Annotated in this window: 16 protein-coding genes; 10 read left to right on the top strand and 6 right to left on the bottom strand. The window is 45.7% G+C overall.

Annotated features, from left to right (window positions below; genetic code table 11):
• Positions 1-80: 80 nt before the first annotated feature.
• Positions 81-1,733 carry an FAD-dependent oxidoreductase gene (locus tag MJ595_RS20690; RefSeq protein ID WP_263080003.1) on the bottom strand — a complete coding sequence of 551 codons (1,653 nt, stop codon included), beginning with the start codon at positions 1,731-1,733 and terminating at the stop codon, positions 81-83.
• 169 nt (positions 1,734-1,902) lie between these two features.
• Between MJ595_RS20690 and MJ595_RS20685 the strand changes: the two genes are divergently transcribed.
• From MJ595_RS20685 to MJ595_RS20675, 3 genes are read left to right on the top strand one after another with little or no spacing between them, the layout of a single operon-like run.
• A complete protein-coding gene (locus MJ595_RS20685) occupies positions 1,903-2,196 on the top strand; it encodes a metalloregulator ArsR/SmtB family transcription factor (protein ID WP_263080002.1) in 294 nt (97 codons plus the stop codon).
• 36 nt (positions 2,197-2,232) lie between these two features.
• Positions 2,233-2,637, top strand: coding sequence for a YeeE/YedE family protein (locus MJ595_RS20680; RefSeq protein ID WP_263080001.1), 405 nt, complete (start codon positions 2,233-2,235; stop codon positions 2,635-2,637).
• Positions 2,638-2,649: 12 nt separating this feature from the next.
• Positions 2,650-3,078, top strand: coding sequence for a YeeE/YedE family protein (locus MJ595_RS20675; RefSeq protein ID WP_263080000.1), 429 nt, complete (start codon positions 2,650-2,652; stop codon positions 3,076-3,078).
• Between the two features lie 175 nt (positions 3,079-3,253).
• On the opposite strand, the gene MJ595_RS20670 is transcribed toward MJ595_RS20675, so the two are convergent.
• The gene (locus MJ595_RS20670; protein WP_263079999.1) at positions 3,254-8,221 is read right to left on the bottom strand and encodes a hypothetical protein; all 4,968 of its coding nucleotides are present in this window, start codon (positions 8,219-8,221) and stop codon (positions 3,254-3,256) included.
• A 223-nt stretch (positions 8,222-8,444) separates the two neighbouring features.
• On the opposite strand from MJ595_RS20670, the gene MJ595_RS20665 reads away from it, so the two are divergent.
• Positions 8,445-9,473, top strand: a complete 1,029-nt coding sequence (locus tag MJ595_RS20665; RefSeq protein ID WP_263079998.1) for a quinone-dependent dihydroorotate dehydrogenase — start codon at positions 8,445-8,447, stop codon at positions 9,471-9,473.
• 69 nt (positions 9,474-9,542) lie between these two features.
• Here the strand turns inward: MJ595_RS20665 and rmf are convergent, their stop codons facing one another.
• The gene (rmf, locus tag MJ595_RS20660) at positions 9,543-9,755 is read right to left on the bottom strand and encodes a ribosome modulation factor (protein ID WP_263322556.1); all 213 of its coding nucleotides are present in this window, start codon (positions 9,753-9,755) and stop codon (positions 9,543-9,545) included.
• A 226-nt stretch (positions 9,756-9,981) separates the two neighbouring features.
• Here rmf and rlmKL point away from each other — a divergent pair, with 226 nt between their 5' ends.
• From rlmKL to lolD, 3 genes are all read left to right on the top strand, one after another.
• Positions 9,982-12,138 (top strand): bifunctional 23S rRNA (guanine(2069)-N(7))-methyltransferase RlmK/23S rRNA (guanine(2445)-N(2))-methyltransferase RlmL, encoded by a 2,157-nt coding sequence (rlmKL, locus tag MJ595_RS20655; protein ID WP_263079996.1) that lies wholly within the window; start codon positions 9,982-9,984, stop codon positions 12,136-12,138.
• Between the two features lie 170 nt (positions 12,139-12,308).
• Entirely contained in the window at positions 12,309-13,553 is a 1,245-nt protein-coding gene (locus MJ595_RS20650; protein WP_263079994.1) for a lipoprotein-releasing ABC transporter permease subunit, read from the top strand.
• On the top strand, positions 13,546-14,247 hold the full coding sequence (gene lolD, locus MJ595_RS20645; RefSeq protein ID WP_263079993.1) for a lipoprotein-releasing ABC transporter ATP-binding protein LolD: 702 nt from the start codon (positions 13,546-13,548) through the stop codon (positions 14,245-14,247). The genes MJ595_RS20650 and lolD overlap by 8 nt, the downstream gene beginning before the upstream one ends.
• A gap of 39 nt (positions 14,248-14,286) precedes the next feature.
• Here lolD and MJ595_RS20640 read toward each other — a convergent pair whose 3' ends face one another.
• From MJ595_RS20640 to MJ595_RS20630, 3 genes are all read right to left on the bottom strand, one after another.
• The gene (locus tag MJ595_RS20640; protein ID WP_263079992.1) at positions 14,287-15,276 is read right to left on the bottom strand and encodes a hypothetical protein; all 990 of its coding nucleotides are present in this window, start codon (positions 15,274-15,276) and stop codon (positions 14,287-14,289) included.
• Between the two features lie 472 nt (positions 15,277-15,748).
• On the bottom strand, positions 15,749-16,042 hold the full coding sequence (locus MJ595_RS20635; RefSeq protein WP_263079991.1) for a hypothetical protein: 294 nt from the start codon (positions 16,040-16,042) through the stop codon (positions 15,749-15,751).
• Between the two features lie 200 nt (positions 16,043-16,242).
• Positions 16,243-16,761 (bottom strand): DUF2062 domain-containing protein, encoded by a 519-nt coding sequence (locus tag MJ595_RS20630; RefSeq protein ID WP_263079989.1) that lies wholly within the window; start codon positions 16,759-16,761, stop codon positions 16,243-16,245.
• A gap of 345 nt (positions 16,762-17,106) precedes the next feature.
• On the opposite strand from MJ595_RS20630, the gene MJ595_RS20625 reads away from it, so the two are divergent.
• The 3 genes from MJ595_RS20625 to MJ595_RS20615 all read left to right on the top strand — a co-directional run bounded on the left by MJ595_RS20625 (position 17,107) and on the right by MJ595_RS20615 (position 20,538).
• Positions 17,107-19,386 (top strand): DNA internalization-related competence protein ComEC/Rec2, encoded by a 2,280-nt coding sequence (locus tag MJ595_RS20625; RefSeq protein ID WP_263079986.1) that lies wholly within the window; start codon positions 17,107-17,109, stop codon positions 19,384-19,386.
• 97 nt (positions 19,387-19,483) lie between these two features.
• Positions 19,484-20,116, top strand: a complete 633-nt coding sequence (locus MJ595_RS20620; protein ID WP_263079985.1) for a MotA/TolQ/ExbB proton channel family protein — start codon at positions 19,484-19,486, stop codon at positions 20,114-20,116.
• On the top strand, positions 20,116-20,538 hold the full coding sequence (locus MJ595_RS20615) for a biopolymer transporter ExbD (RefSeq protein WP_263079984.1): 423 nt from the start codon (positions 20,116-20,118) through the stop codon (positions 20,536-20,538). Before MJ595_RS20620 ends, MJ595_RS20615 begins: the two co-directional genes overlap by 1 nt.
• The last annotated feature ends 26 nt before the right edge of the window (positions 20,539-20,564 follow it).

Raw genomic sequence — 20,564 nt, 5'->3', positions numbered from 1 at the left:
CGTCGGATGCCAGGCAGGAGTACTTGAACCCTCGACTTTTTTGTTTTTTACGAAAGCGAGGGTCTCGGTAATTTTTAAAGTTAGTGACGGGCAAACATCCAGGTACGATAACCACCCAGGAGATTTCTGGCTTTATAGCCGCTATTCACCAGTTGCCGGTAAGCCACGTTACCCCGTAGCCCGACCTGACAGTAAACAACGATCTCCTTGTTTTCAGGCAGTTCATCCATACGCTCGCGTAGAGCGTCTACTGGAATATTCACAGCCCCGTCAATACTGCCTTGTATTTCAAGTTCTTCTGGATTACGTACATCGAGAAGAACCTGATTTTCACTGAGCTGATCCACCTCATCATAATGGATAACATCCAGATCTTTCTTCATCAAGTTACTGGCGACAAAGGCTGCCTGGTTGATCACATCCTTGGCACTGCCAAATGGAGGTGCATAGGTCAATTCCAGGTGCTGTAATTGCTCCACAGTCATTCCGGCTCGCTGGGCAACGGCTATAACATCAATCCGTTTGTCTACCCCATCCTTGCCAATAGCCTGGGCACCAAGAATCCTGCCGGTTTCTGGATCAAACAGCAACTTGAAAGAGACGGTTTCAGCACCGGGGTAATAGCTGGCATGACTGGCAGTGTGGACAAACACTTTCTCATAGGTCACGCTTCCCCTTTGCAACTGTTTCTCATTCTTTCCGGTAGCACCTACAGCCAGGTCAAAAACCTTGCAAATCGCAGTGCCCTGAGTACCTTGGTAATGCTCATCGCGTCCCAGCATATTATCAGCGGCCATGCGGCCCTGTCGGTTTGCCGGACCAGCCAGAGGTATGAGGGTTGACTGGCCTGTAACGAAATCCATTTGTTCAATGGCATCACCCACGGCATAAATATAAGGATCACTGGTTTGCATGGCTGGACTGGTCACAATCCCCCCCAAAGCCCCGACTTTCAAGCCAGCCTGTTTTGCCAATGTTGTATCAGGGCGTACGCCAATCGCAATGATCAACAGTCCGGTTTCCAGGGTCTCGTCGTTATTTAATTGCAGTGTCAGGGCATCTTTATCTTTGTGATACTGGACACCGGTCAAACCTGTGCCCAGGCGCAGGTCTATCCCTTTCTGACGAATTTCTGCATGAGCCATGCCTGCCATCTCGCGGTCAACCGGTGCCATTACCTGGTCAGACAACTCCAGCAGTGTGGTGGTAATGCCAAGATGATGAAAGGCCTCCATCACTTCCAGGCCTATAAAACCACCACCGACCACGGTGGCATGTGTTGGCTTTTTCACGGCGATGACATTCATAATGGCATCCATATCCGGAATATTGCGCAAACTGTGGGTCAGAGGGTTATTGATACCGGCAATGGGCGGAACAACCGGGCTGGCCCCAGGACTCAGAAGCAGGAAGTCATAACTTTCCTGGTATTCAGAACCATTCAGCAATTTCTTTACGGTCACCGTTTTCTCTGAACGATTAATGGCTGTGACTTCCTGAGTAACACGCACATCGACGTTAAAGCGCTGAAGAAAACTCTCTGGCGTCTGTAACAACAGCTGGTCGCGCTTCGCAATTTCGCCACCAATATGATAAGGCAGGCCGCAGTTAGCGAAAGATACATAAGATCCACGCTCAAACATGATGATTTCAGCGGTTTCGCTTAAGCGACGGGCACGGGCAGCAGCGGATGCACCACCGGCAACACCACCAATGATTAGAATTTTTGGCATGATCTGGTCTTATTGAAAAACAGTTGAGACAAACTGTACTTTATCAATTTAGATTTGTCTAATGTAGATATATCTAAAATAATTTACTTAATGCTTACTTTTCTAAAGTAGAGTTTTCTAATATGCTGACTGCCAATGTTTTACGAACGCTTTCCGGTATTATTTCAATATGGATATAAAGACTATGCAGGCCAATGCTCTGGAGGCATCTGGCCTGCTTAAAACCATGAGCCACCCTGACCGATTGCTTGTACTATGCCAGCTGACGGAGGGGGAAGTGGGAGTGAGTGAATTACAGCATAATTCCCAGCTGAGCCAGTCAGCTTTTTCACAACATCTGGCGGTACTGAAAAAAAAACAGCTGATTTCATCCAGAAAATCATCTCTGCAGGTCTTTTACTCTTTGTCTGATCCCAGAGTGAAAACCCTGGTTCAGACGCTGCATCAGTTGTTTTGCCAATGACTTTGACATAAGAGAGAAATGTCAGTGATGGATTTAATGTTGTTTACCAAACCCCTTGCCGGTGGTGTTTTGCTGGGTTTTTCAGTCCTTCTGCTATTACTGGCTAATGGTCGTATTGCTGGAATCAGCGGTATTCTTGGAGGCATTCTTGCTGCTCCTAAAAGTGATAAATTATGGCGTCTCCTGTTTATTGCCGGAATGATAGCCGGAGGAGCACTGGCAGTGCCTTATGGCGATATGCCCCGGGAACTGGGCAGCAGCCCTACACTCCTGGCACTTGCTGGATTGCTTGTTGGTGTAGGCACCCGCATGGGTAATGGCTGTACCAGCGGACATGGGATTTGTGGTATTGGTCGCCTGTCCATCCGCTCAATAGCGGCCACTGTTGTTTTTATGGCTGTGGCCGGAATGACAGTATTTGTCCGTTTACACCTTATCTAACGAGTTGTCGCTATGTTTAATTTGTTTGCTGCTTTATCCGGTTTGTTATTCGGTCTTGGCATGGCTTTATCCGGAATGACCAACCCTGAAAATGTGATCGGTTTTCTGGACGTTGCCGGAAAGTGGAACCCCAGCCTGATATTTGTCATGGGTGGTGCATTGCTGCTGTTTATGCCAGTGTACTTTTTCTGGATTAAGCCTATGCAGGCTCCAATCTATGGCACTGACTTCAAGTTTACTGCCCGGCAGAACATTGATAAGTCGCTGCTTACGGGAGCCGTATTATTCGGGTTGGGATGGGGGCTGGCTGGTATTTGCCCTGGACCCGCTGTTACCGCGCTGGGAGGGAAGAGTGTTGATGCATTAGTGTTTGTTATCTCTATGCTGTTGGGTATGGCTCTACAAGGCAGAGCTAAAGCTGGCAAATCACACCCGACTTAGCTTCTTTCTTGTTAACGATGACTTCAGATCGCCTATACTTTTCTCCGTAAGGCCGCTTTACGAACCACTGAGTTCGCGATAAAACATCAACAGCCCCTAATCCGGATATTTTATAAACTGCCCCGAGCATTGCGCGGGGCTTTGTGGCTCCCTCCAATCTCACTGGGGAAAAATATCAAGATATAAATTTTGCTGCTTCTTTAATTGCATCGATGAGAGATGGCTTTTGTTTGCCACCTTCAGGTATTGAATGTATATCAGGACTTGTCTTGGCTGGAATACTCTCTGACACTTTTGTTTCAGAGAGTGTTTCCACAGCATCAAAGAATTCTTCAGTTTCATCGTCATCATCAGTATCCATGCCTGTGTAGTCAAAGATAACAGGACCAGGGTGTGAGTAATGTTCTTTAGCCACTTGAAAATTGGTTGTTGCCATATATTCCGATGTTGATTTTAAGGCTTCTGTTTCATCACTCGACGTTTCTTTACGCCTGTTATTTTCAAGAGCTTCAGGAACCTCTGAAGAAGGGATAGGTTCCCGGCTTTCATCAGGTTCCATAGCCTTTGTAGCCACAGGAGGAGGTTCTATGGAATGAGGGTGCCCCTTGTCTTTCGAGTTTAAAAACTCGTCTGCTGTCAGGATGATGTGTTCGTCTATTGCAGCATCGATTTTTTTAAACAGTTTTCTTTCTACTGTTTTTTCGAAATGTTTCTTAACTTTTGACTCAAACTTATTCATGCTTTGTCCTGCAACAGCACTCATTTTTATAAGTGCACCGACATATATTTCCCGCATACGTTGTTCTAAATGTCGACGAATGAACCCAGGGTTATCTTGAGGCAATTGGCCAAATATTTCTTCAATATAGCTTGCTGTTTCACTTCTAAGAAGGAATAGCTGTTGCAGAATGTTTTCTGGTTGGATCTTTGTTTTTATTCCATATGAAGCTAACTTCTTTTGGATGAGTTTTAAGTCTTGTTTTGTGATTGTTTTATGGTTAAATGATTTAAGCCTTTGCTCAATATAATTTAATGCTTTTAGTTTATTTGATATGATACTTGCCTGTTTGTCTATGGCATTTCTCTGGGAGTTTAGCCAGTGTTTTATGGCAGTTTCTTGCTCATCTTGCCATATCTTAAAAGCTTTATGGCTACCGAGTTCATTTTCTTTGGAGTTATAATATTGCTCGAGATAGGTTTTATAGTACTGCTGCAAAACGCTCATTTCTTCTGAGTCAAGGTACTCTTTCGATTTTTTAAATTCGGGCATTAGTAACTTAATATGTTGGTTACAGGTTTTCTTGATTTCTTTCTTTTTTAAGGCTTCTGAACCGTAGAGCTTGGTATAGGCATATTGAATCATGCCTAGTATGCCGGTATAGTTTTCTACGGTTTCTACTGCCTTGGTCAGCGTCCATGCCATCATCAGGAGTTGTGGTATGGCAGCAATCACGGGTAAAATCGTACCATAGGTAAGGGCCGTTAAAGCAGCGGTAAAGCCCACAGTGGCCACTGAGATAAAAGAAATGGCGGCTATTTTCCCCACTTCCATCCAAAAGGGTTTCCATCCCTGTATATGCCGTTTTCTCCATGCTTCGGTGATGGCGTTATACCGGTTCCGGAAAGGAGTGACCAAAGTCATGACCAGTGCTTTTCCAGCAGACATTAATAGTGAAGTTTTTCCTTTACTCAAGGCAGAAATGTCACCAAACATGTTTTGAAGAATTTCAGTGCAGAAAGTTATAGAGGGTACAATAGCGGCTAATTGACTGATCACTTCATGTACTTTGTCATTTGGAACCTGACCAATCATCTTTTTAAAAGCAAAGGTGGTTATTCCTGAACAAAAGTTATTTAAACTATATGCACCCAACACGGGCATCATAATCATTGAGCATGAGTCATGGAGGAACTGTATATCCTTGAATATTTTTTTTTCTTCATCTGATAATGCACCAAGATTTTTTGCTGATAGAGGTTTATGATTTCCGGCAAAGGATGTTCCTAGAGACTGCACTGCCGCTTGTATCGCTCCATTTAAGTAAATGGGTATGGGAATTCCGGCCATCCTCATGGTGATCAGGGGGAAAATAATAGCATTACCACAAAGTTCCCGGAATTTGGGGTGTCGGTTAGCAACTTTTTGAATAAGTGCTGTTTTCTTCAGTATGCGTTCGTAGATGCCAGTGACAACTTCTCCCTGTTTTTCTGAAATTTCTTTCCTTTGCTGGTCATTGCTGGTGCTTAGCTCGTCGGTGGTTGTACTTGATTCTTCCCAGAACCGTAAGCATCGGGGTACAACCCGATCTTTAACATTTGAAATTAATTCGTCCTTATAATTATATCCCAGTTCAAGTAAGAGTTTTTTATGTTCCAGGTCTTCAAGTCTTTCTGTTTGTGTCAAAGGAAGTGCTGATATAGTGTCGTATAGCGTTGATCCTGGGGATTTAAGTAAACTTTTAACAGGCTTGCTGGGGGCAATTTTGGTCTGTCGAGCATATACTTTTTTTAATAATTTTATGTTTTCTTCGAGATTACCTGTTGCAAGTGTTTGTTGGTTTTGATTGGCCAGGCTAGTGAATGTGCCTTCTTTTTGATTATGCTGTTTTTCCAGGATGGCCTCTGTTTCTTTATGGATTTTTTCTTCCTGCAATGTGAATATTTCGAAATATAAATCCTCTAGAGTACTGCTGTCTGAATCTTCTGTTTTTTGATCCTGGACATGGTGTATGAGATGCTCTGCGTACTCTGAAAGGGTTCTGAACAAAGCTGTTTGGGTAGAGGGAGCGAGGGTGGGCTGGGTAGCCTTCTTAATAAAGTCCTGTTTGTCAGGTAGTTTTAGGAAGTAAATCTTTTTGTGATTATTATGCTGTTCTTTGGCAATAAAGAACCAACCTAGTGCAGCCTGTATTTTTTTACATTTATTTTCTATATTTTCTGATAGTTTTTCTACTGCAAGTTCATCATCTATAGGTGCTTTCAGATCATGAAACATTTTTTTTGCATGAAGTGCCTTTGTCAGTGTGGCCTGATCGGCATTTTCCGGGTCAACTGAGTTAATATGATCATTTATTTCGCTTAGGATCGCTCTGGTCATCCGCGCTGTAGCATTGCATATCAAGCCTGAATTTTCCGGATTGTTGATAAACGCTATGAGATCATCTCTGGCCAGAGATGTTTCAGTTTTTTTTAAAAGACTGCCTGCTTCTTCTTGATTGGAATAGTCAGAAAACAGATTTGGGAGGTCTGATTCACTGAAGTTATCTTCATTTTCAAGGCGCTTCTTTATTGTGAGGACTTGACTTAGTTGATGGGCAGCATGGGGGCTGTGATTTTTTAAGAGTTGGCTGCTACAGTCTCGTATTAATATGTCGCAAAGGTGCTGAGGCTCAAAAAATGCCATCCTGTCAATAATATTATTCCCGATGAGTTTTGTTTGAAGTGCCTTAATTATCCAACTGTTTTCGGGTTTTTCGATGAAAGACATAATGCTTTTTGCATTGTCTTCAGGAAGACCTGCTGTTGGCTTTTTATTTGTTTTGTATTCCTGGTGTATGATTTTTACTATTAGCTTATGAGATAGTCTTGGGTTTTTTTCTATGGCATGAAAGACATGTTCAGCTGTATATTCTTTTCTTGTTGGTATTAAAGGTTTTTTTGTTACGTGTTTTTTATATCTTGTGATATCTTCCTGGTAATTTTCGAAATCAAGCGCTCTCAGGTGCTCCTGGTAGATATCTTTTTGCTCTTGGGCTATGAGCCATGCAGGCAAAAAGCCGGTGTTAATATTCTGAACCTCTAATGGTGCAATATTTTCTGATCCAGGCAACTCAAGGAAGTGCATGCTGAGGGCTGTGTTAAGAGAGATTTTTTCAAACTCTTTTTCATAACTTTCGAGTTCTGATAAAAAGGATCTAAGTGCTTCAGGAGTATTGGTGTCAACCTTGTTAAAGAAGTCCTTTAGCCTTGCGATTCTATTTCTGGCATATGCCTTACGCCCTCCGCCAAGATTTTTAGGTAAGAGATCTCTTGCCCGGGAAAATGAATCAATGTCTTTTTCCAGTAGTTCCAATCTTGTTTCAAGGAGAATAAGCATACTTTCAGGATAGTTCTCGTAAATGATTTCACTTAGTCCTTTGGGGGTGAGATGGATAAATGCCTCTGGGGGGATTCGATTCTCTTCTGCAACTTGTTTTAATGTTGAGATTTTATGTTTTATATCATCAATTATATATTGATTTCCTGAAACCTGTCTTTCATGAATGTTTTGTGGTTTTTTTAATCTTTTTGGAAGTGCTGGGATAAATGATGAGGTGATTGATTTGGTGATATTTTTGGTTTTGGTGATAATGTTTTTTTCGGTTTTGATTCGTGCCTGGGCGATTAACAAATTATTTCTTTCCATTTTTGCCAGGGTGTTTTCATGTATTTCAAATAATGATGTGTTGCGGTCTATGTTAAAGTGGTGGGCATCTAATATCTTGCGCAGAGAAAAGATGCCAAGCTTATCTTCAAAGGACTCAAGGTGTTTTAAAAAAGTATCCTGGTCATTACCAATGTTTTCAAGTTCTTCTGATAGCTGCTTTAGCTCTTCTTTATTGGCGTCTTTAAGGAAAAGGTTAACGGCAGCATTTGCTAACCCGTAAATTAAACCTCCTGACAAATGGGATTTGAGTCTTTCTATTCTTGATTTGCAGAGTTGCTTGAATTTGACGTTATCAGCTTCGTAGAGATGTTTCTGGATGGCTAATTTATCATCAGATTTGAATTCATATTCGAAAGCCCAGCTTTGGCAAAGTCTTTCTATATTGCTAAGTTTCTTCCGGGGTTCAAGTTGAGTAGTTTCAATATCTTTGCTATATGGTTTGCTTGATCTTTCAGACAATCGTCTGGCAGAGGTTGAATTTTGGGTTTTAGAATTATTCGTATTTGAAGAGAGAACAGGTTTTCTGGTAAAAATATTTTTTAATGTGCTGATTATGCGTATAGCCCAGCGAGAGAAAGCAGTATGGCTGAATTTTTTTCTGGTTTTTTTATTGCCAGGAGCAACAGCTTCTTTTAATGGCTGAGAAGGGGATGACTTGCCTAGTTTTTTAAGTCCATTTCTAAAGCGGTTAACTGGATTACCCGGTGGATTTATCATTTTTTATTCCATAACCGATTGATGTAAAAATATAATTTATACGGATAACTTGCTGTTATAGTTTGTGAGGATATGCTTCAGCTTTCTGAATTCTTATAATTATTTCGGCATTTTCCTTGATTGTTTGAAAATTATACATAGCCATTTAAATCCCTAACAGCCTCTGGAATCTGCCGCCTTAATCCGTATAATCTCGGAAATTCTCTGGATCTGCGGATGTGCTATGTACCAGCTTGCCCGAAACCTGCTATTCCGATTGTCAGCTGAAACTGCCCATGATATGGCCCTGGATATGATAGGTGCCGGAAACCGTCTTGGTTTAAGCCGATTTTTTTCTCCCGATGTGCCTTCCAGACCCAGGGAAGTGATGGGGCTTGTTTTTGATAACCCTGTGGGCCTGGCTGCTGGCCTGGATAAAAATGCGGATTGTATCGATGGCATGGGTGGCCTGGGATTTGGGTTTGTGGAGCTGGGCACGGTGACGCCAAGGCCTCAACCCGGGAACCCCAAGCCCAGGCTGTTTAGGCTAATTGATAAGGAAGCCATTATTAACCGGATGGGCTTTAACAACCTGGGGGTTGATCATTTAATTGCGAATGTCCGAAGGTGTCAGTACAAGGGAGTGATTGGCATTAATATTGGCAAAAATATTGATACACCGGTTGAAGAGGCAACCAGTGACTACCTGACCTGCCTTCGGAAAATATATCCCTATGCGGGCTATGTGGCCGTTAATCTGTCTTCCCCCAATACGCCCGGATTGAGAAAATTGCAATTTGGTGAATCATTGAAGAACTTGCTGGGTGCTTTGAAAACAGAGCAGGCCAGTCTGGAAAACCAGTACGGCAGGAAAGTACCTATCGCGGTAAAAATTGCCCCTGATATGACAGACCAGGAAATAGCAGATATTGCCAGAGAGCTGGTTTCCCATGGTATAGAAGGTGTTATAGCCACCAATACGACCCTTTCGAGAGAAGCCGTCAAAGGTTCTCGTTTTGCGGAGGAGGCCGGTGGACTTAGCGGTGCGCCATTAACCGACAAATCCACAGCGGTGATCAAGGTGCTGGCGGATGAGTTGTCAGGAAAGCTCCCTATTATTGGGGTTGGGGGAGTGCATAACGCTGAAACGGCTGCAGAAAAAATCAGGGCAGGTGCCAGTCTTGTTCAGATTTACTCCGGATTTATTTATAAGGGGCCTGCATTAATACGTGAAGCGGCGGAGGGTGTATACTGCTGTGAAAGAAGGGAATAACGCCTGAGATAGCGGGTTTACTTAATGAAAACCCCGGACTTTCCGGGGCCTCATGATCCTGCTAACAGGTTAAAGGTGAAGGTTCTCAGACATTCGTTGAACCCCTGAGATACCAGTCATGCCATCCCAGTTATCACACCTCCCTTCTCGCCAGCCGGTTAGCCAGGCCTGGCGTAACGAAGGATCCTCATGAGGGCAGATGTCCTTTGAGCGGCCAGACAGCCCTGTCTGGTATCCTTTAGTGTAAGCTCTATCAGATTTATCCCTTTTTTGTCTTTTCATCATGGTACTGCCTCTTGTTGCTTCATCACTCATTTTGTCTTTAATGCCAGATGGCATCGATCCTAACTTTCAGGGTCACTTTTGGAACTGTCAGTTATGGGAAGAATTTTCCGGGCACATCACTGAAGGAAAAGTTAATGGATGTTTTCTATCCAATAATAGCAGGGATGTCGACTGTTAATTACGAATAACAGAACTCATTTATATTTTATTTTGGAATAACTAAATGCATTCTACTTCTATTTCTTTATTTGCCAGCTGCCCTAAGGGGCTTGAGGCGCTTTTATCGACGGAGCTGCTTGAACTGGGAGCAAAAGAACCACAGGAAACAGTGGCTGGTGTCAGTTTTCAGGGTGACATGGAGCTAGCCTATCGTTGCTGTTTATGGTCGCGTCTGGCCAGTCGCATTTTGCTTAGGCTGGGAGAGGTTCCCTCAGCCAACCGCGATAGCCTTTATCTCGGTGTGCAGTCATTTGACTGGGGCGATCACCTGGGGCCGGATACCCGGTTCCGGGTGGATTTTTCCGGTTCAACACCAGATATCCAGCACACCCGTTATGGTGCCCAAGTGGTAAAAGATGCCATTGTTGATCAGTTTCGTGCCCAGTATGGCGTCAGGCTTAATGTTGATCCATTAAAGCCTGATTTAAGGGTCAATGTTCATGCCAAAGGGGAAAAGGCTTACGTTTCCATAGACCTTTCAGGGCAGAGCCTCCATCAACGGGGTTATCGGTTGGAGGCGGGAGAGGCACCCTTAAAAGAGAACCTGGCAGCGGCGATTTTGCTGAGAGCCGGATGGCCCGATATGGCCAAAAATGGCGGCACCCTGCTGGACCCACTGTGTGGTTCGGGTACTTTCTTGATTGAAGGGGCGATGATGGCGGCAGATATCGCGCCGGGTTTATTGCGGGCTCGATATGGCTTTGATAAATGGCTTGGGCATATCCCTAAAATCTGGTTATCAGTACTGGAAGAGGCCCGGGAAAGAAGAAAGGCCGGATTAGCCAGAAAACTGCCTGAGATTATTGGCTATGAAGGGGCTTCAAAGGTTGTTGGTCGTGCCCGGGCTAATATTGAAAGGGCAGGGCTGGCACGCTGTATTTCTATAAAACAGCAGGAACTGGGTAATCTCAAGGTGGAAAATAAAACACCGGGCCTGATTGTTTCCAACCCGCCTTATGGAGAAAGGATGGGGAATGAAGCCAGCCTGGTCTATTTTTACCGGCATCTTGGGGAAAAACTAAAAAGCGAGTGTCCCGGATGGCAGGCCGGTATCTTCACGGCATCGCCGGAACTGTGTCGAAGCATGGGGTTGAGTCCAAAAAAACAGTACTCTCTATTTAATGGTGCACTGCCTTGTAAGCTGTTTCTTTATGATATTCGGGAAAAGCAGTTGGCTCCGCCAGAAACGGTGGTGGATAAAGCCAGACCCGTGACCTCTGGTTCACCGGGAGCCATCATGTTTGGTAACCGGTTGGCTAAAAATTTGCGTTTGACGGGAAAGTGGGCCAGAAAGCAGGGTATTGAATGCTATCGCCTCTATGATGCGGATATGCCTGAGTACGCCCTGGCTGTTGATATCTACAAAGACTGGGCGCATGTTCAGGAATACTCTGCACCGGCTTCCGTAAACCCTGAAAAAGCGCGTCAGCGATTGCTGGAAGCCTTGGAAGTTATTCCCTCGGTTCTTGGTATTCCCGAGAGTCATGTGGTGTTTAAGCGGCGTGAACGTCAATCCGGTTCCAGCCAGTATAACCGTCAGGCGGAATCCGGCCAGCTTATGGAGGTTAAGGAAGGTAACTGTCGTTTGTTGGTGAATCTGAAGGATTATCTGGATACCGGACTGTTTCTTGATCACCGCTTGATGCGCAAGCGGATTTATCAGGAAGCTGAAGGCAAGGATTTCCTTAACCTGTTCTGCTATACCGCTACCGCATCAGTACATGCCGGGGTGGGTGGGGCAGCCAGTACAACCAGTGTTGACCTTTCTAATACCTATTTAAGCTGGGGTCGGAAAAACTTCGCACTGAATGGCCTGAGTGACCGTAAGCATCGCCTGGAACAGGCTAACTGCATGGAGTGGCTGAAAACCGAGAAGCGTCAATATGATTTGATTTTTATTGATCCACCCACTTTTTCTAACTCTAAAAAGATGAGGGGGGTTTTTGATATTCAGAAGGATCACTGCCAGTTGCTAAAGCTGGCTATGGCTCGCTTAAGAAAAGAGGGTTCTCTCTATTTCTCCAATAACTTCAGGGGGTTTAGCCTTGACAGGGAGATTGAGCAAGCCTTCTCTGTATCAGAGATTACTTCATCCACCATTGATAAGGATTTTCAGCGCCGTTCTGGCATTCACCGTAGCTGGGTTCTTTGTCATCGTTAAGTATGCCGCTGGTGTGATAAGCACCAGCCCCATATTTTGTTGATGTATAGGGAGTGGCTACGGCATCCTGCAAATAAATAGGGCATGGATTAGCTTTATGGCATAATGGCTGGGTCTTTTACTATTGACAGCCATAAGCCCTTACTCAATAACGGTACGAATAGCACCTTATGTTCAGACCACTGCCTTTATTTATCGGGTTGCGCTATACCCGTGCCAAGCGAAGGAATCACTTTATATCCTTCATATCCGCTACATCCATGGTGGGCCTGACACTGGGAGTCTGCGTACTGATTATTGTCCTTTCAGTGATGAACGGTTTTGACCGTGAGCTGAAACAGCGGGTGTTGGGAATGGTTCCCCATGCCACCATCACAGCTCCCCGCGGGGGACTTGAGGGTTGGCAGGAAATGCTGGAAGAGATTCCTGAAACGCCGGGGATTGAGGCTGCCGCACCCTTTGTGGATGCCCAGGGAATGCTGACAAACCGGGGGCAGGTCAGGGGCGTGATGGTCTATGGCATTGATCCGGCCTATGAAAAAAAGGTCTCTATCATTGATGACCACATGTCTGAAGGTTCGTTGGATAACCTCAAGCCTGGAGAGTTTGATATTGTGGTGGGCGAGCTTCTGGCTCAGGCTTTGGGTGTCGGGGTTGGCGATAAGGTGACATTGGTTCTGCCGGAGGCCAATGTCAATCTGGCGGGTGTTTTCCCAAGACTTAAGCGCTTTCGTATTACCGGTATATTTTCCGTGGGAGCTGATCTGGATGCCAGCCTGGCTTATGTTCATATCCAGGATGCTGCCCGTTTTATGCGGGTGACTGAAGGGGTATCCGGTATTCGACTGAAGATGCATAACCTGTTTGCCGCCCCCAGGCTGGCCTGGGATGTGGCCATGCAGTTGCCAGGCCGCTATTACGTGCAGGACTGGACGCGAACCCACGGTCGTTTATTCCAGGCAATTCAGATGGAAAAAACCATGGTTGGCCTGCTGTTGACCCTGATTGTTGCTGTGGCTGCCTTTAATATTGTCTCTACCCTGGTGATGGTGGTGACGGATAAACAGGGTGATATTGCCATTCTCAGAACCTTTGGTGCCAGTCCGCGGATGATTATGGGCGTCTTTATGGTACAGGGTTCGCTTATCGGGGTTATTGGCACGTTACTGGGGGTTGCTTTGGGAGTGATTGCAGCATTGAATGTTTCAGCTATCGTTAGCTGGCTTGAGGGAATACTGGGCATTCATTTCCTGAGCCCCGATGTTTATTTTATCAGCTATCTTCCTTCGCAATTGCAGTGGCAGGATGTGGCTGTGATTAGTGTTGCTGGCTTATTGATGAGTTTCCTGGCTACGCTCTACCCTGCCTGGAGAGCATCCCGGATTCAGCCAGCAGAGGCCCTTCGCTATGAGTAATGAGATGCTATCCCCTGTGCTCCAGTGCCAGTCACTGTCAAAATGTTATGATGAAGGGCCGGAAACCCTGGAGGTGCTAAAAGGCATTGATTTTGCCGTGGCTCCCTCTGAGCGGGTGGCTGTTGTGGGGGCTTCGGGTTCAGGAAAAAGTACCTTACTTCAGTTGTTGGCGGGACTGGATTCGCCCACTGCCGGAACCGTCCATATTTGCGGTAAAAATATGGCAACACTCAGTGATGCCGAGAAAGGCGTTATCAGAAATCGTCATCTGGGATTTGTTTATCAGTTTCACCATTTGCTGCCTGAGTTTACTGCCCTTGAAAATGTGGCTATGCCGTTGCTATTGCGAAAGGGTGTTTCCATAAAAGAAGCCAGAGAAAAAGCATCCGCCATGCTTGATGCGGTTGGGTTATCAGCGCGTTCGCGCCATAAGCCGTCGGAACTTTCCGGAGGTGAACGTCAGCGCGTTGCTATAGCACGGGCTATTGTCTCTCAACCGGATCTGGTATTGATGGATGAGCCCACAGGAAATCTGGACCCTAATACTGCCGGGAAAATTCATGAATTGATGTTGACCCTCAGTAAGGAGTTAACCACCAGTTTTATAGTGGTAACCCATGATATGGGGTTGGCGCTGAGACTGGATCGGGCTTATAAATTGGTCGAGGGTAAGCTGTCATTAGGCGATATGTGATAGTAAATGATGCAGTAGCAGAATAGTGCTATTGCATCATTACCTTCCAAAGTCAGCCAGAGTGAGCGTTTTAAATGCTTGATGAAGGGTTGCAAGCGGCATGATTGCACATGCTGCTTTTTCAGGAAGGGTGAAGTCGGTATTTCCGGAGTGGTATTTGTAGCCAGTATAGGCCCAGGTACACAGGGTTCCCAGGCACATCAATTTAAACGCTTTTCTATTACCAGTATATATCTCTACCTTAGGGTCTAAATAGGCTTTGCAATGCTCCTCTAATGTGGGGTCAGTTGTGCTTGCAGTGGCTGGGGAAGCATGGAGTTGGTTTAAATCATTGATCAACTGATCGTTAGGGCATTGATAGTATGCAAGTTGTTGAGGAAGAAACACAAAGATGTTGTCATTTTTTTTGCTGCCTGGTTGTGTGATAAAAACCCGGTTAGTATTTTTTCTCTGTTGAGCTGAATTCGATTTACTGTGGTGGCTTACTGTTTCCAGGCAAGCCAGTTGGCTGTCTGTTTTTAGTGATTTTTGCCAGTCAGGATTATTGAGGTCCAATTTATGAGGTATGCTAGCTATATTGACCAACTTTTCCAGCTTTTCATCTGGACAATATCTATGCAGGCAGCAGCTAGCCAGTTTAAGGTCGGTTGTTTGTCTTTCATCTAGTTCTCGAATCAGCTCACTTCTTCTGCTGTTATTAACCAATCGTGCAATCCCGTTTATATAGGGAGTTCGATATCTTGCGTTGGTGGCCAGGGTCAAGGCATAGAGCAGGTTAGCATGAAATTCAATAAATTCACTTTCTGTTTCAGGCGAACGTTTCTTGCTTATAAAGAATGCAGCATAGGCAATTGTTAATGCTGTTTGGATATCTCCTGACACTCTAATATCAAAATAGCCAGCGAGCAAAATGGTTAATTCAATGAGGTCATCTTTTTCAATGATAGGCGTTAAGGTTCTTCCAGGTATTAAAGTGGAGAGTTTTTGTTGGTTAAGTTCAAATTCATAAAGTATTGCTAGCAATGGCATGTTGAAGGTGTCAATGTGTAGGCTGGTTTTTCCGGTAGATAATGCTGGTTTTAGCCTCCCTAATCGATGTAAGACCCAGATTTTTTCATACTGCCAGATTCCTGACTCAGTGAGTACTGTGGTGAATTGAGAGCAGCTTTTATATTGGTCTATATAGTTTCTAATGGGGGCAGTATAGGGGAAGTTATATTGCTGGCACTCCTCGCAAAAGAATTTTTTATTTTTTGAAGCACATTGATCACAGTGGGCTGATGTGTACTGAAAAGGGGTGAGGAGAATAGTGGACAATAAAATAGAATAAAGCAGTGAATGTAATGGCATACACAGACACCCGGTGACAATAATAGGGTTGCATGATTCTTGAAATATAGCTCTTTTCTGATTTTTCTCCGCTGGATGTTAGTTTTTTAAGAAGTAAATAAAATATATTTACTTCATGCATGAATTACAAAAAAACGCCGGAAAACCGACGTCAGGCGTTGTCTTTCATGTATTGGCTCGGGTCAATATAGATACCCAGTGAACGCTTATCAATCCGCTTTTCCTTGCCCTGCTGTTTGTAACGGAAAACAATGGTATCCCCTTCGTTCACTTCCAGGGTTTTATCGCCGGACAGGTATTTATACTCCTCTCCTGCCACAACCAGGCTGTGAATGTAGTAGTCAGGCATACCCAGCCAGTCGCTGTGAGGGCCATCGGTGGTTACTTTTTCCAAAATGCCCCGGCCTTCCAGCTTGGGTGTGCGCTTTTGAAAATTTCTCTGCATAACAGTATTTCCTGAGGAGGCCAGAGCCATTGTTGGGAAGAATGGCAGGCAAAATAAACAGTTTTATAGAAACAACTGTTTATTGTTACTGAGTATTAAACGCTTGGGTATGGCTGATTACCCTGAAAATGCATTGCTAAAAGATCAGGATTGCGAAGTGGGTCTATATTCAGTGGGGTTGGCCGGGTGCTAAAAAGTCATCAGGAAAGTCGGCGCTGATGCCGTTTGCGCCAGTGATTGATGATATTCCAGCGCCAGTACAGCCGGATAATGAAGTAACAGAGTGCGCCACCTATGACACCCGAAACCAGTGAACCCAGATACAGGGGCTTCCATACCCGCCCAAGCTCAACACCAACACCATGAAGGGTCAGCTCAAGGGGGGTTTCACTGACGGGGACATGGAGAATATAGCACCCGACTTTGTAGGTGAAATAGAAAATGGCAGGCATGGTCACCGGATTGGTAATCCAGACCAGCGCCACAGACAGGGGGAGGTTACAGCGGACAATCACGGCCAGGCAAGCGGCCACCACCATTTGAAAAGGGATGGGAATAAAAGCGCAGAATATGCCCACAAAAAAGGCAGAGGCAGCGGATCGACGGTTCAAATGCCAAAGATTTGGGTTATCAATGGTTGATCCCAGAAAGCCCAGGTAACGATTTTCCTTGATGGACTTTGGGTCTGGCAGGTAACGCTGTATCAGTTTTTTCGCCATATCCTTTCACTGTAAATACCCTGTCTGGTCAGGTTTAATTTAACCAGATGGTGATTATTAACCTATGGTTGTAACAGAGCTGGAAGTACACCCTGCATTACTTGCCACAGCTGTCTCTCTATTACTTTAGGGGCTGTTGACGTTTGATCGTGAGCACACGAGCAAACGTCAACAGCCCCTAGGCACTCAGGTCAAATCTATTGAAACCCGATGCCGGAATCTGGAGGGAGCCTCTGTCCTGGGTAGGCGAATAATCCTCATGTTTCTGCGACCCTGGCAAAAACGCACTATCCTGACCTCAAGGACAAAGAGACTCGACCAAACCCGTTATTATGCCTTTAAACCATGCAGCAAACCATAAAGCCGGTAGCAGGGATATTTACCTATGCCATGGGTATCAGTGTCGTAGCACTGCTACCTCTTCTACCTCCTACCTCTATAGTAGCCATCATCGGCACTTTTGCAGTCATTTTGACCACTGTGGGGTTATTTCGTTCGCCCAAGTGGCTACCTGTGGGTACATTATTGTTAGGAATAACCCTGGGGCTGGGGTATGGGAAATGGTTTCAACACAATACCCTGCCTGACTCCCTTGAAGGGCGTTATCTTGGCATTGACGGTGAAGTGATTGGGCTACCTGTCCGGAACGGGAAGTCAACCAGTTTTGATTTTAAGGTGACAGGGGCGGATTATAGCAATCACATCACCAAGCTGCGCTTAAGCTGGTTTGATGCGCCTTTACTGGCACCTGGCCAGAGTTGGTTGCTTGAGGTCAGGCTGCGCAAGCCCCACGGTTTTGCCAGTCCCGGTGCCTTTGATTTTGAAGCCTGGGCAGCCAGAGAGGGTATCAGGGCCAAGGGTTATGTCCGTTCTGGTTCCCTGTCAGGTTATTCAGCAAGAGGTGTTGATAACTTCAGATACCAGCTTTCCCTTTGGCTGGAGCAGAATTGCCAGCCCCAAAGCCTGGGCCTGTTAAAGGCATTATTGCTGGGTGATAAATCAGCAATAACAGCGGATCAATGGAAGCTGTTCAACAATACCGGCACCACACATCTGTTAGTGATATCCGGCTTGCATATTGGCCTTATGGCCCTGATGGGGTACTGGCTTGCCTGGCTGATGGCTCAACTGGGCCTTTTCCCCCTGGATAAGGTACCTTTTCCAAGGATTGCAGGGTGCTTTTCTTTGGGGCTGGCAACCCTTTATGCCTTATTGGCCGGGTTTGGCATCCCGGTGCAAAGAGCCTTGGTGATGACTGCCGTAGCCTTGGCAGGCCCTATTGTGGGCGTTAAACCAGCCCCCCTGTCATTATGGATTATTGCCCTGGGAGTCGTGTTGAGCCTTGACCCTTTAGCGGTCACCAGTGCAGGGTTCTGGTACTCTTTTATGGCTGTTGCCGCGCTTATTTATGGACTCTCCAATCGTGTGGGGCCGTCTTCACTGCCTGCCAGGCTGTTAAGGCCGCAGTGGGTTGTGTTTTGCTTACTCACCCCGTTGCTGGTGTTTAATGGTCAGCCTGTATCGTACTTTTCACCTTTAATTAATCTGGTGGCAATACCGTTAGTGGGACTGCTGGTGGTTCCCCTGCTACTGCTTAGTGTGGGGCTTGGCCTTTTGCTGCCAGCACTCTCTTCCTTTTTGTTTGGATTGCTTGATGGGTTATTGCGGTTCTTCTTATGGATGCTTGAGCTGTTCTCAGGTGGGGTTATGGATAATCCTGTTATTCCTCTACCAGGGGCGCTGGAATTAGCAGGTGTATTGGTGGGGGGCTGTCTTTTGGTTGCTCCAGGTTCTCTTGGTTTTAGAATGGTATCGCCACTGTTTTTTATACCACTGCTTTTTCCCCATTCAATCAGGCCAGAAGCCGGTCAGGCAAGGGTTACGGTGCTCGATGTGGGTCAGGGGCTGGCTGTGTTGATTCAAACCCAAAGTCATACAATGGTTTATGACACGGGGGATGCCTTTTCAGACCGCTTTAATGCGGCAGACAGAGTGTTAATACCCTATTTAAGAAAAAACAAAGTGACTGGGCTTGATAAAATCATGATCTCCCATGGGGATAAAGACCACTCCGGTGGGCTGGGGCCTTTAGTCCAGCATTATGACTGTCGGCAGATTTCTTGCGGAACCTCCATTCCTTATTTTCAGCAGCCGGTTTCCAGGTGCAAGCCGGGACAACAGTGGCTGTGGGAGGGTGTGTTGTTCCAGGTGCTGGGAGGAGGAGGCCGGTGGCCAAAAAGCAATGATCGGTCCTGCGTATTGAAAGTAACAGCAGGTGATGACAGCCTGTTGCTACCCGGGGACATTGGTTATCGGGTAGAGCGGCAGCTGGTTGACTCTGGAGTCCCTGTCAAAGCTAAAATGTTATTAGCGCCCCACCATGGCAGCAAATATTCAAGCAGTAATGCTTTCCTGAAAGCGGTTAATCCTGAGCAGGTGTTGTTTTCCTCCGGTTATAAAAACCAGTTTGGTCATCCGGCCAAGGCGACAGTGGAGCGTTATGAGAAGATGGGCGTGCAATATTGGAATACAGCCTGGCATGGCAATCTTTCATTCACTTTAGGAAATGGTAACCCGGTGGTGTCTGCATACCGTATCACCCACCGGCGCTATTGGTGGGAATAGCAGGTTATATTGGCCATTAAGATAGTCAGCCCATACGTTGCAGTGATCAAGCAAAGAGAGTTACTCTTTCTTTATAACAGGCATTAGGGAAAACACTGTGTTTGAACTGGTAAAATCCGGTGGCTGGCTGATGCTGCCAATCCTGCTTTGTTCTGTAATGGCTATGGCCATTATCGTTGAACGCCTGTGGACTCTGAGACCCTCCAGAATAGCGCCGGGGGATACCTTGTCCCAGGTTTGGCAGTGGATAAAAAATAATGAGTTAGACAGTGTTAAAGTGGCTGGCTTAAGGGAAGAGTCTCCTCTGGGTGAAATCCTGGCGGCGGGCATTACCAATGCCCGTAGTGGTCGGGATATCATGAAAGAAAGCATTGAGGAGCAGGCTGGCCGGGTTATTCATGAGCTGGAATGCTATCTCAATACCCTGGGAACCATTGCCGCCATTACCCCTTTGCTTGGCCTGCTGGGAACGGTTATCGGCATGATTGATGTTTTCTCTGTTATTATGGTTCAGGGTACAGGCAGTGCTGCCGTTCTTGCCGGAGGGATTTCCAAAGCCCTTATCACAACCGCAGCGGGATTAACTATCGCCATTCCCTCCTTGATTTTTCATCGCTATTTTACCCGTCGGGTGGATGAGCTGGTGGTGACTATGGAGCAGGAAGCCACCAAGCTGGTGGAAGTGCTTCAGGGTGACCGGCGTTTTAATGGCTCTGGGGTGGGTCAATAATGAAGTTTCGTCGGCAAGCGCAAGCTGAGGTGTCGGTGAATCTGACGCCATTGATTGATGTGGTTTTTTTACTGCTTATTTTCTTTATGGTGTCCACCACCTTTAATAAGGAAACCCACCTTTCCATTAACTTGCCTGAATCCAGTGGCGTTGCTCTTGCCAGGCAGTCCAAACAGGTGGAGATTACCGTAAGCCGGGCAGGGGAGTTTGCGGTTAATGGTCAGTCACTGGTTAACGGAAAAATAGAGACACTAAAAACAGCCCTGGCAGAAGTCAGTAAAGGTGATAGTAAGCTGCCTCTTGTTATTACTGCTGATGCCAATGCTTCTTATCAGGCGGTAGTGACAGCTATGGATGCCGCCGGTCAGCTTGGCTTTGTCAATTTAAGCATGACCACCAAAAAGGACACTGAAGAGCCGTGAGCCGCTGATTTTGTCGGGTAACAGGG

Source organism: Endozoicomonas sp. Mp262 (assembly GCF_025643335.1).
Classification (GTDB): Bacteria; Pseudomonadota; Gammaproteobacteria; order Pseudomonadales; family Endozoicomonadaceae; genus Endonucleibacter.
This window is presented reverse-complemented; position numbering and strand designations above follow the sequence as displayed.

Excerpts from the sequence above, each read along its gene's own strand:
- rlmKL (WP_263079996.1), top strand. The coding sequence starts at position 9,982 with ATGCATTCTACTTCTATTTCTTTATTTGCCAGCTGCCCTAAGGGGCTT.
- MJ595_RS20640 (WP_263079992.1), bottom strand. The coding sequence starts at position 15,276 with ATGCCATTGCTAGCAATACTTTATGAATTTGAACTTAACCAACAAAAA.
- MJ595_RS20670 (WP_263079999.1), bottom strand. The coding sequence starts at position 8,221 with ATGATAAATCCACCGGGTAATCCAGTTAACCGCTTTAGAAATGGACTT.
- MJ595_RS20635 (WP_263079991.1), bottom strand. The coding sequence starts at position 16,042 with ATGCAGAGAAATTTTCAAAAGCGCACACCCAAGCTGGAAGGCCGGGGC.
- MJ595_RS20690 (WP_263080003.1), bottom strand. The coding sequence starts at position 1,733 with ATGCCAAAAATTCTAATCATTGGTGGTGTTGCCGGTGGTGCATCCGCT.
- rmf (WP_263322556.1), bottom strand. The coding sequence starts at position 9,755 with ATGAAAAGACAAAAAAGGGATAAATCTGATAGAGCTTACACTAAAGGA.
- MJ595_RS20630 (WP_263079989.1), bottom strand. The coding sequence starts at position 16,761 with ATGGCGAAAAAACTGATACAGCGTTACCTGCCAGACCCAAAGTCCATC.
- MJ595_RS20625 (WP_263079986.1), top strand. The coding sequence starts at position 17,107 with ATGCAGCAAACCATAAAGCCGGTAGCAGGGATATTTACCTATGCCATG.
- MJ595_RS20680 (WP_263080001.1), top strand. The coding sequence starts at position 2,233 with ATGTTGTTTACCAAACCCCTTGCCGGTGGTGTTTTGCTGGGTTTTTCA.
- lolD (WP_263079993.1), top strand. The coding sequence starts at position 13,546 with ATGAGTAATGAGATGCTATCCCCTGTGCTCCAGTGCCAGTCACTGTCA.
- MJ595_RS20675 (WP_263080000.1), top strand. The coding sequence starts at position 2,650 with ATGTTTAATTTGTTTGCTGCTTTATCCGGTTTGTTATTCGGTCTTGGC.
- MJ595_RS20685 (WP_263080002.1), top strand. The coding sequence starts at position 1,903 with ATGGATATAAAGACTATGCAGGCCAATGCTCTGGAGGCATCTGGCCTG.
- MJ595_RS20615 (WP_263079984.1), top strand. The coding sequence starts at position 20,116 with ATGAAGTTTCGTCGGCAAGCGCAAGCTGAGGTGTCGGTGAATCTGACG.
- MJ595_RS20650 (WP_263079994.1), top strand. The coding sequence starts at position 12,309 with ATGTTCAGACCACTGCCTTTATTTATCGGGTTGCGCTATACCCGTGCC.
- MJ595_RS20665 (WP_263079998.1), top strand. The coding sequence starts at position 8,445 with ATGTACCAGCTTGCCCGAAACCTGCTATTCCGATTGTCAGCTGAAACT.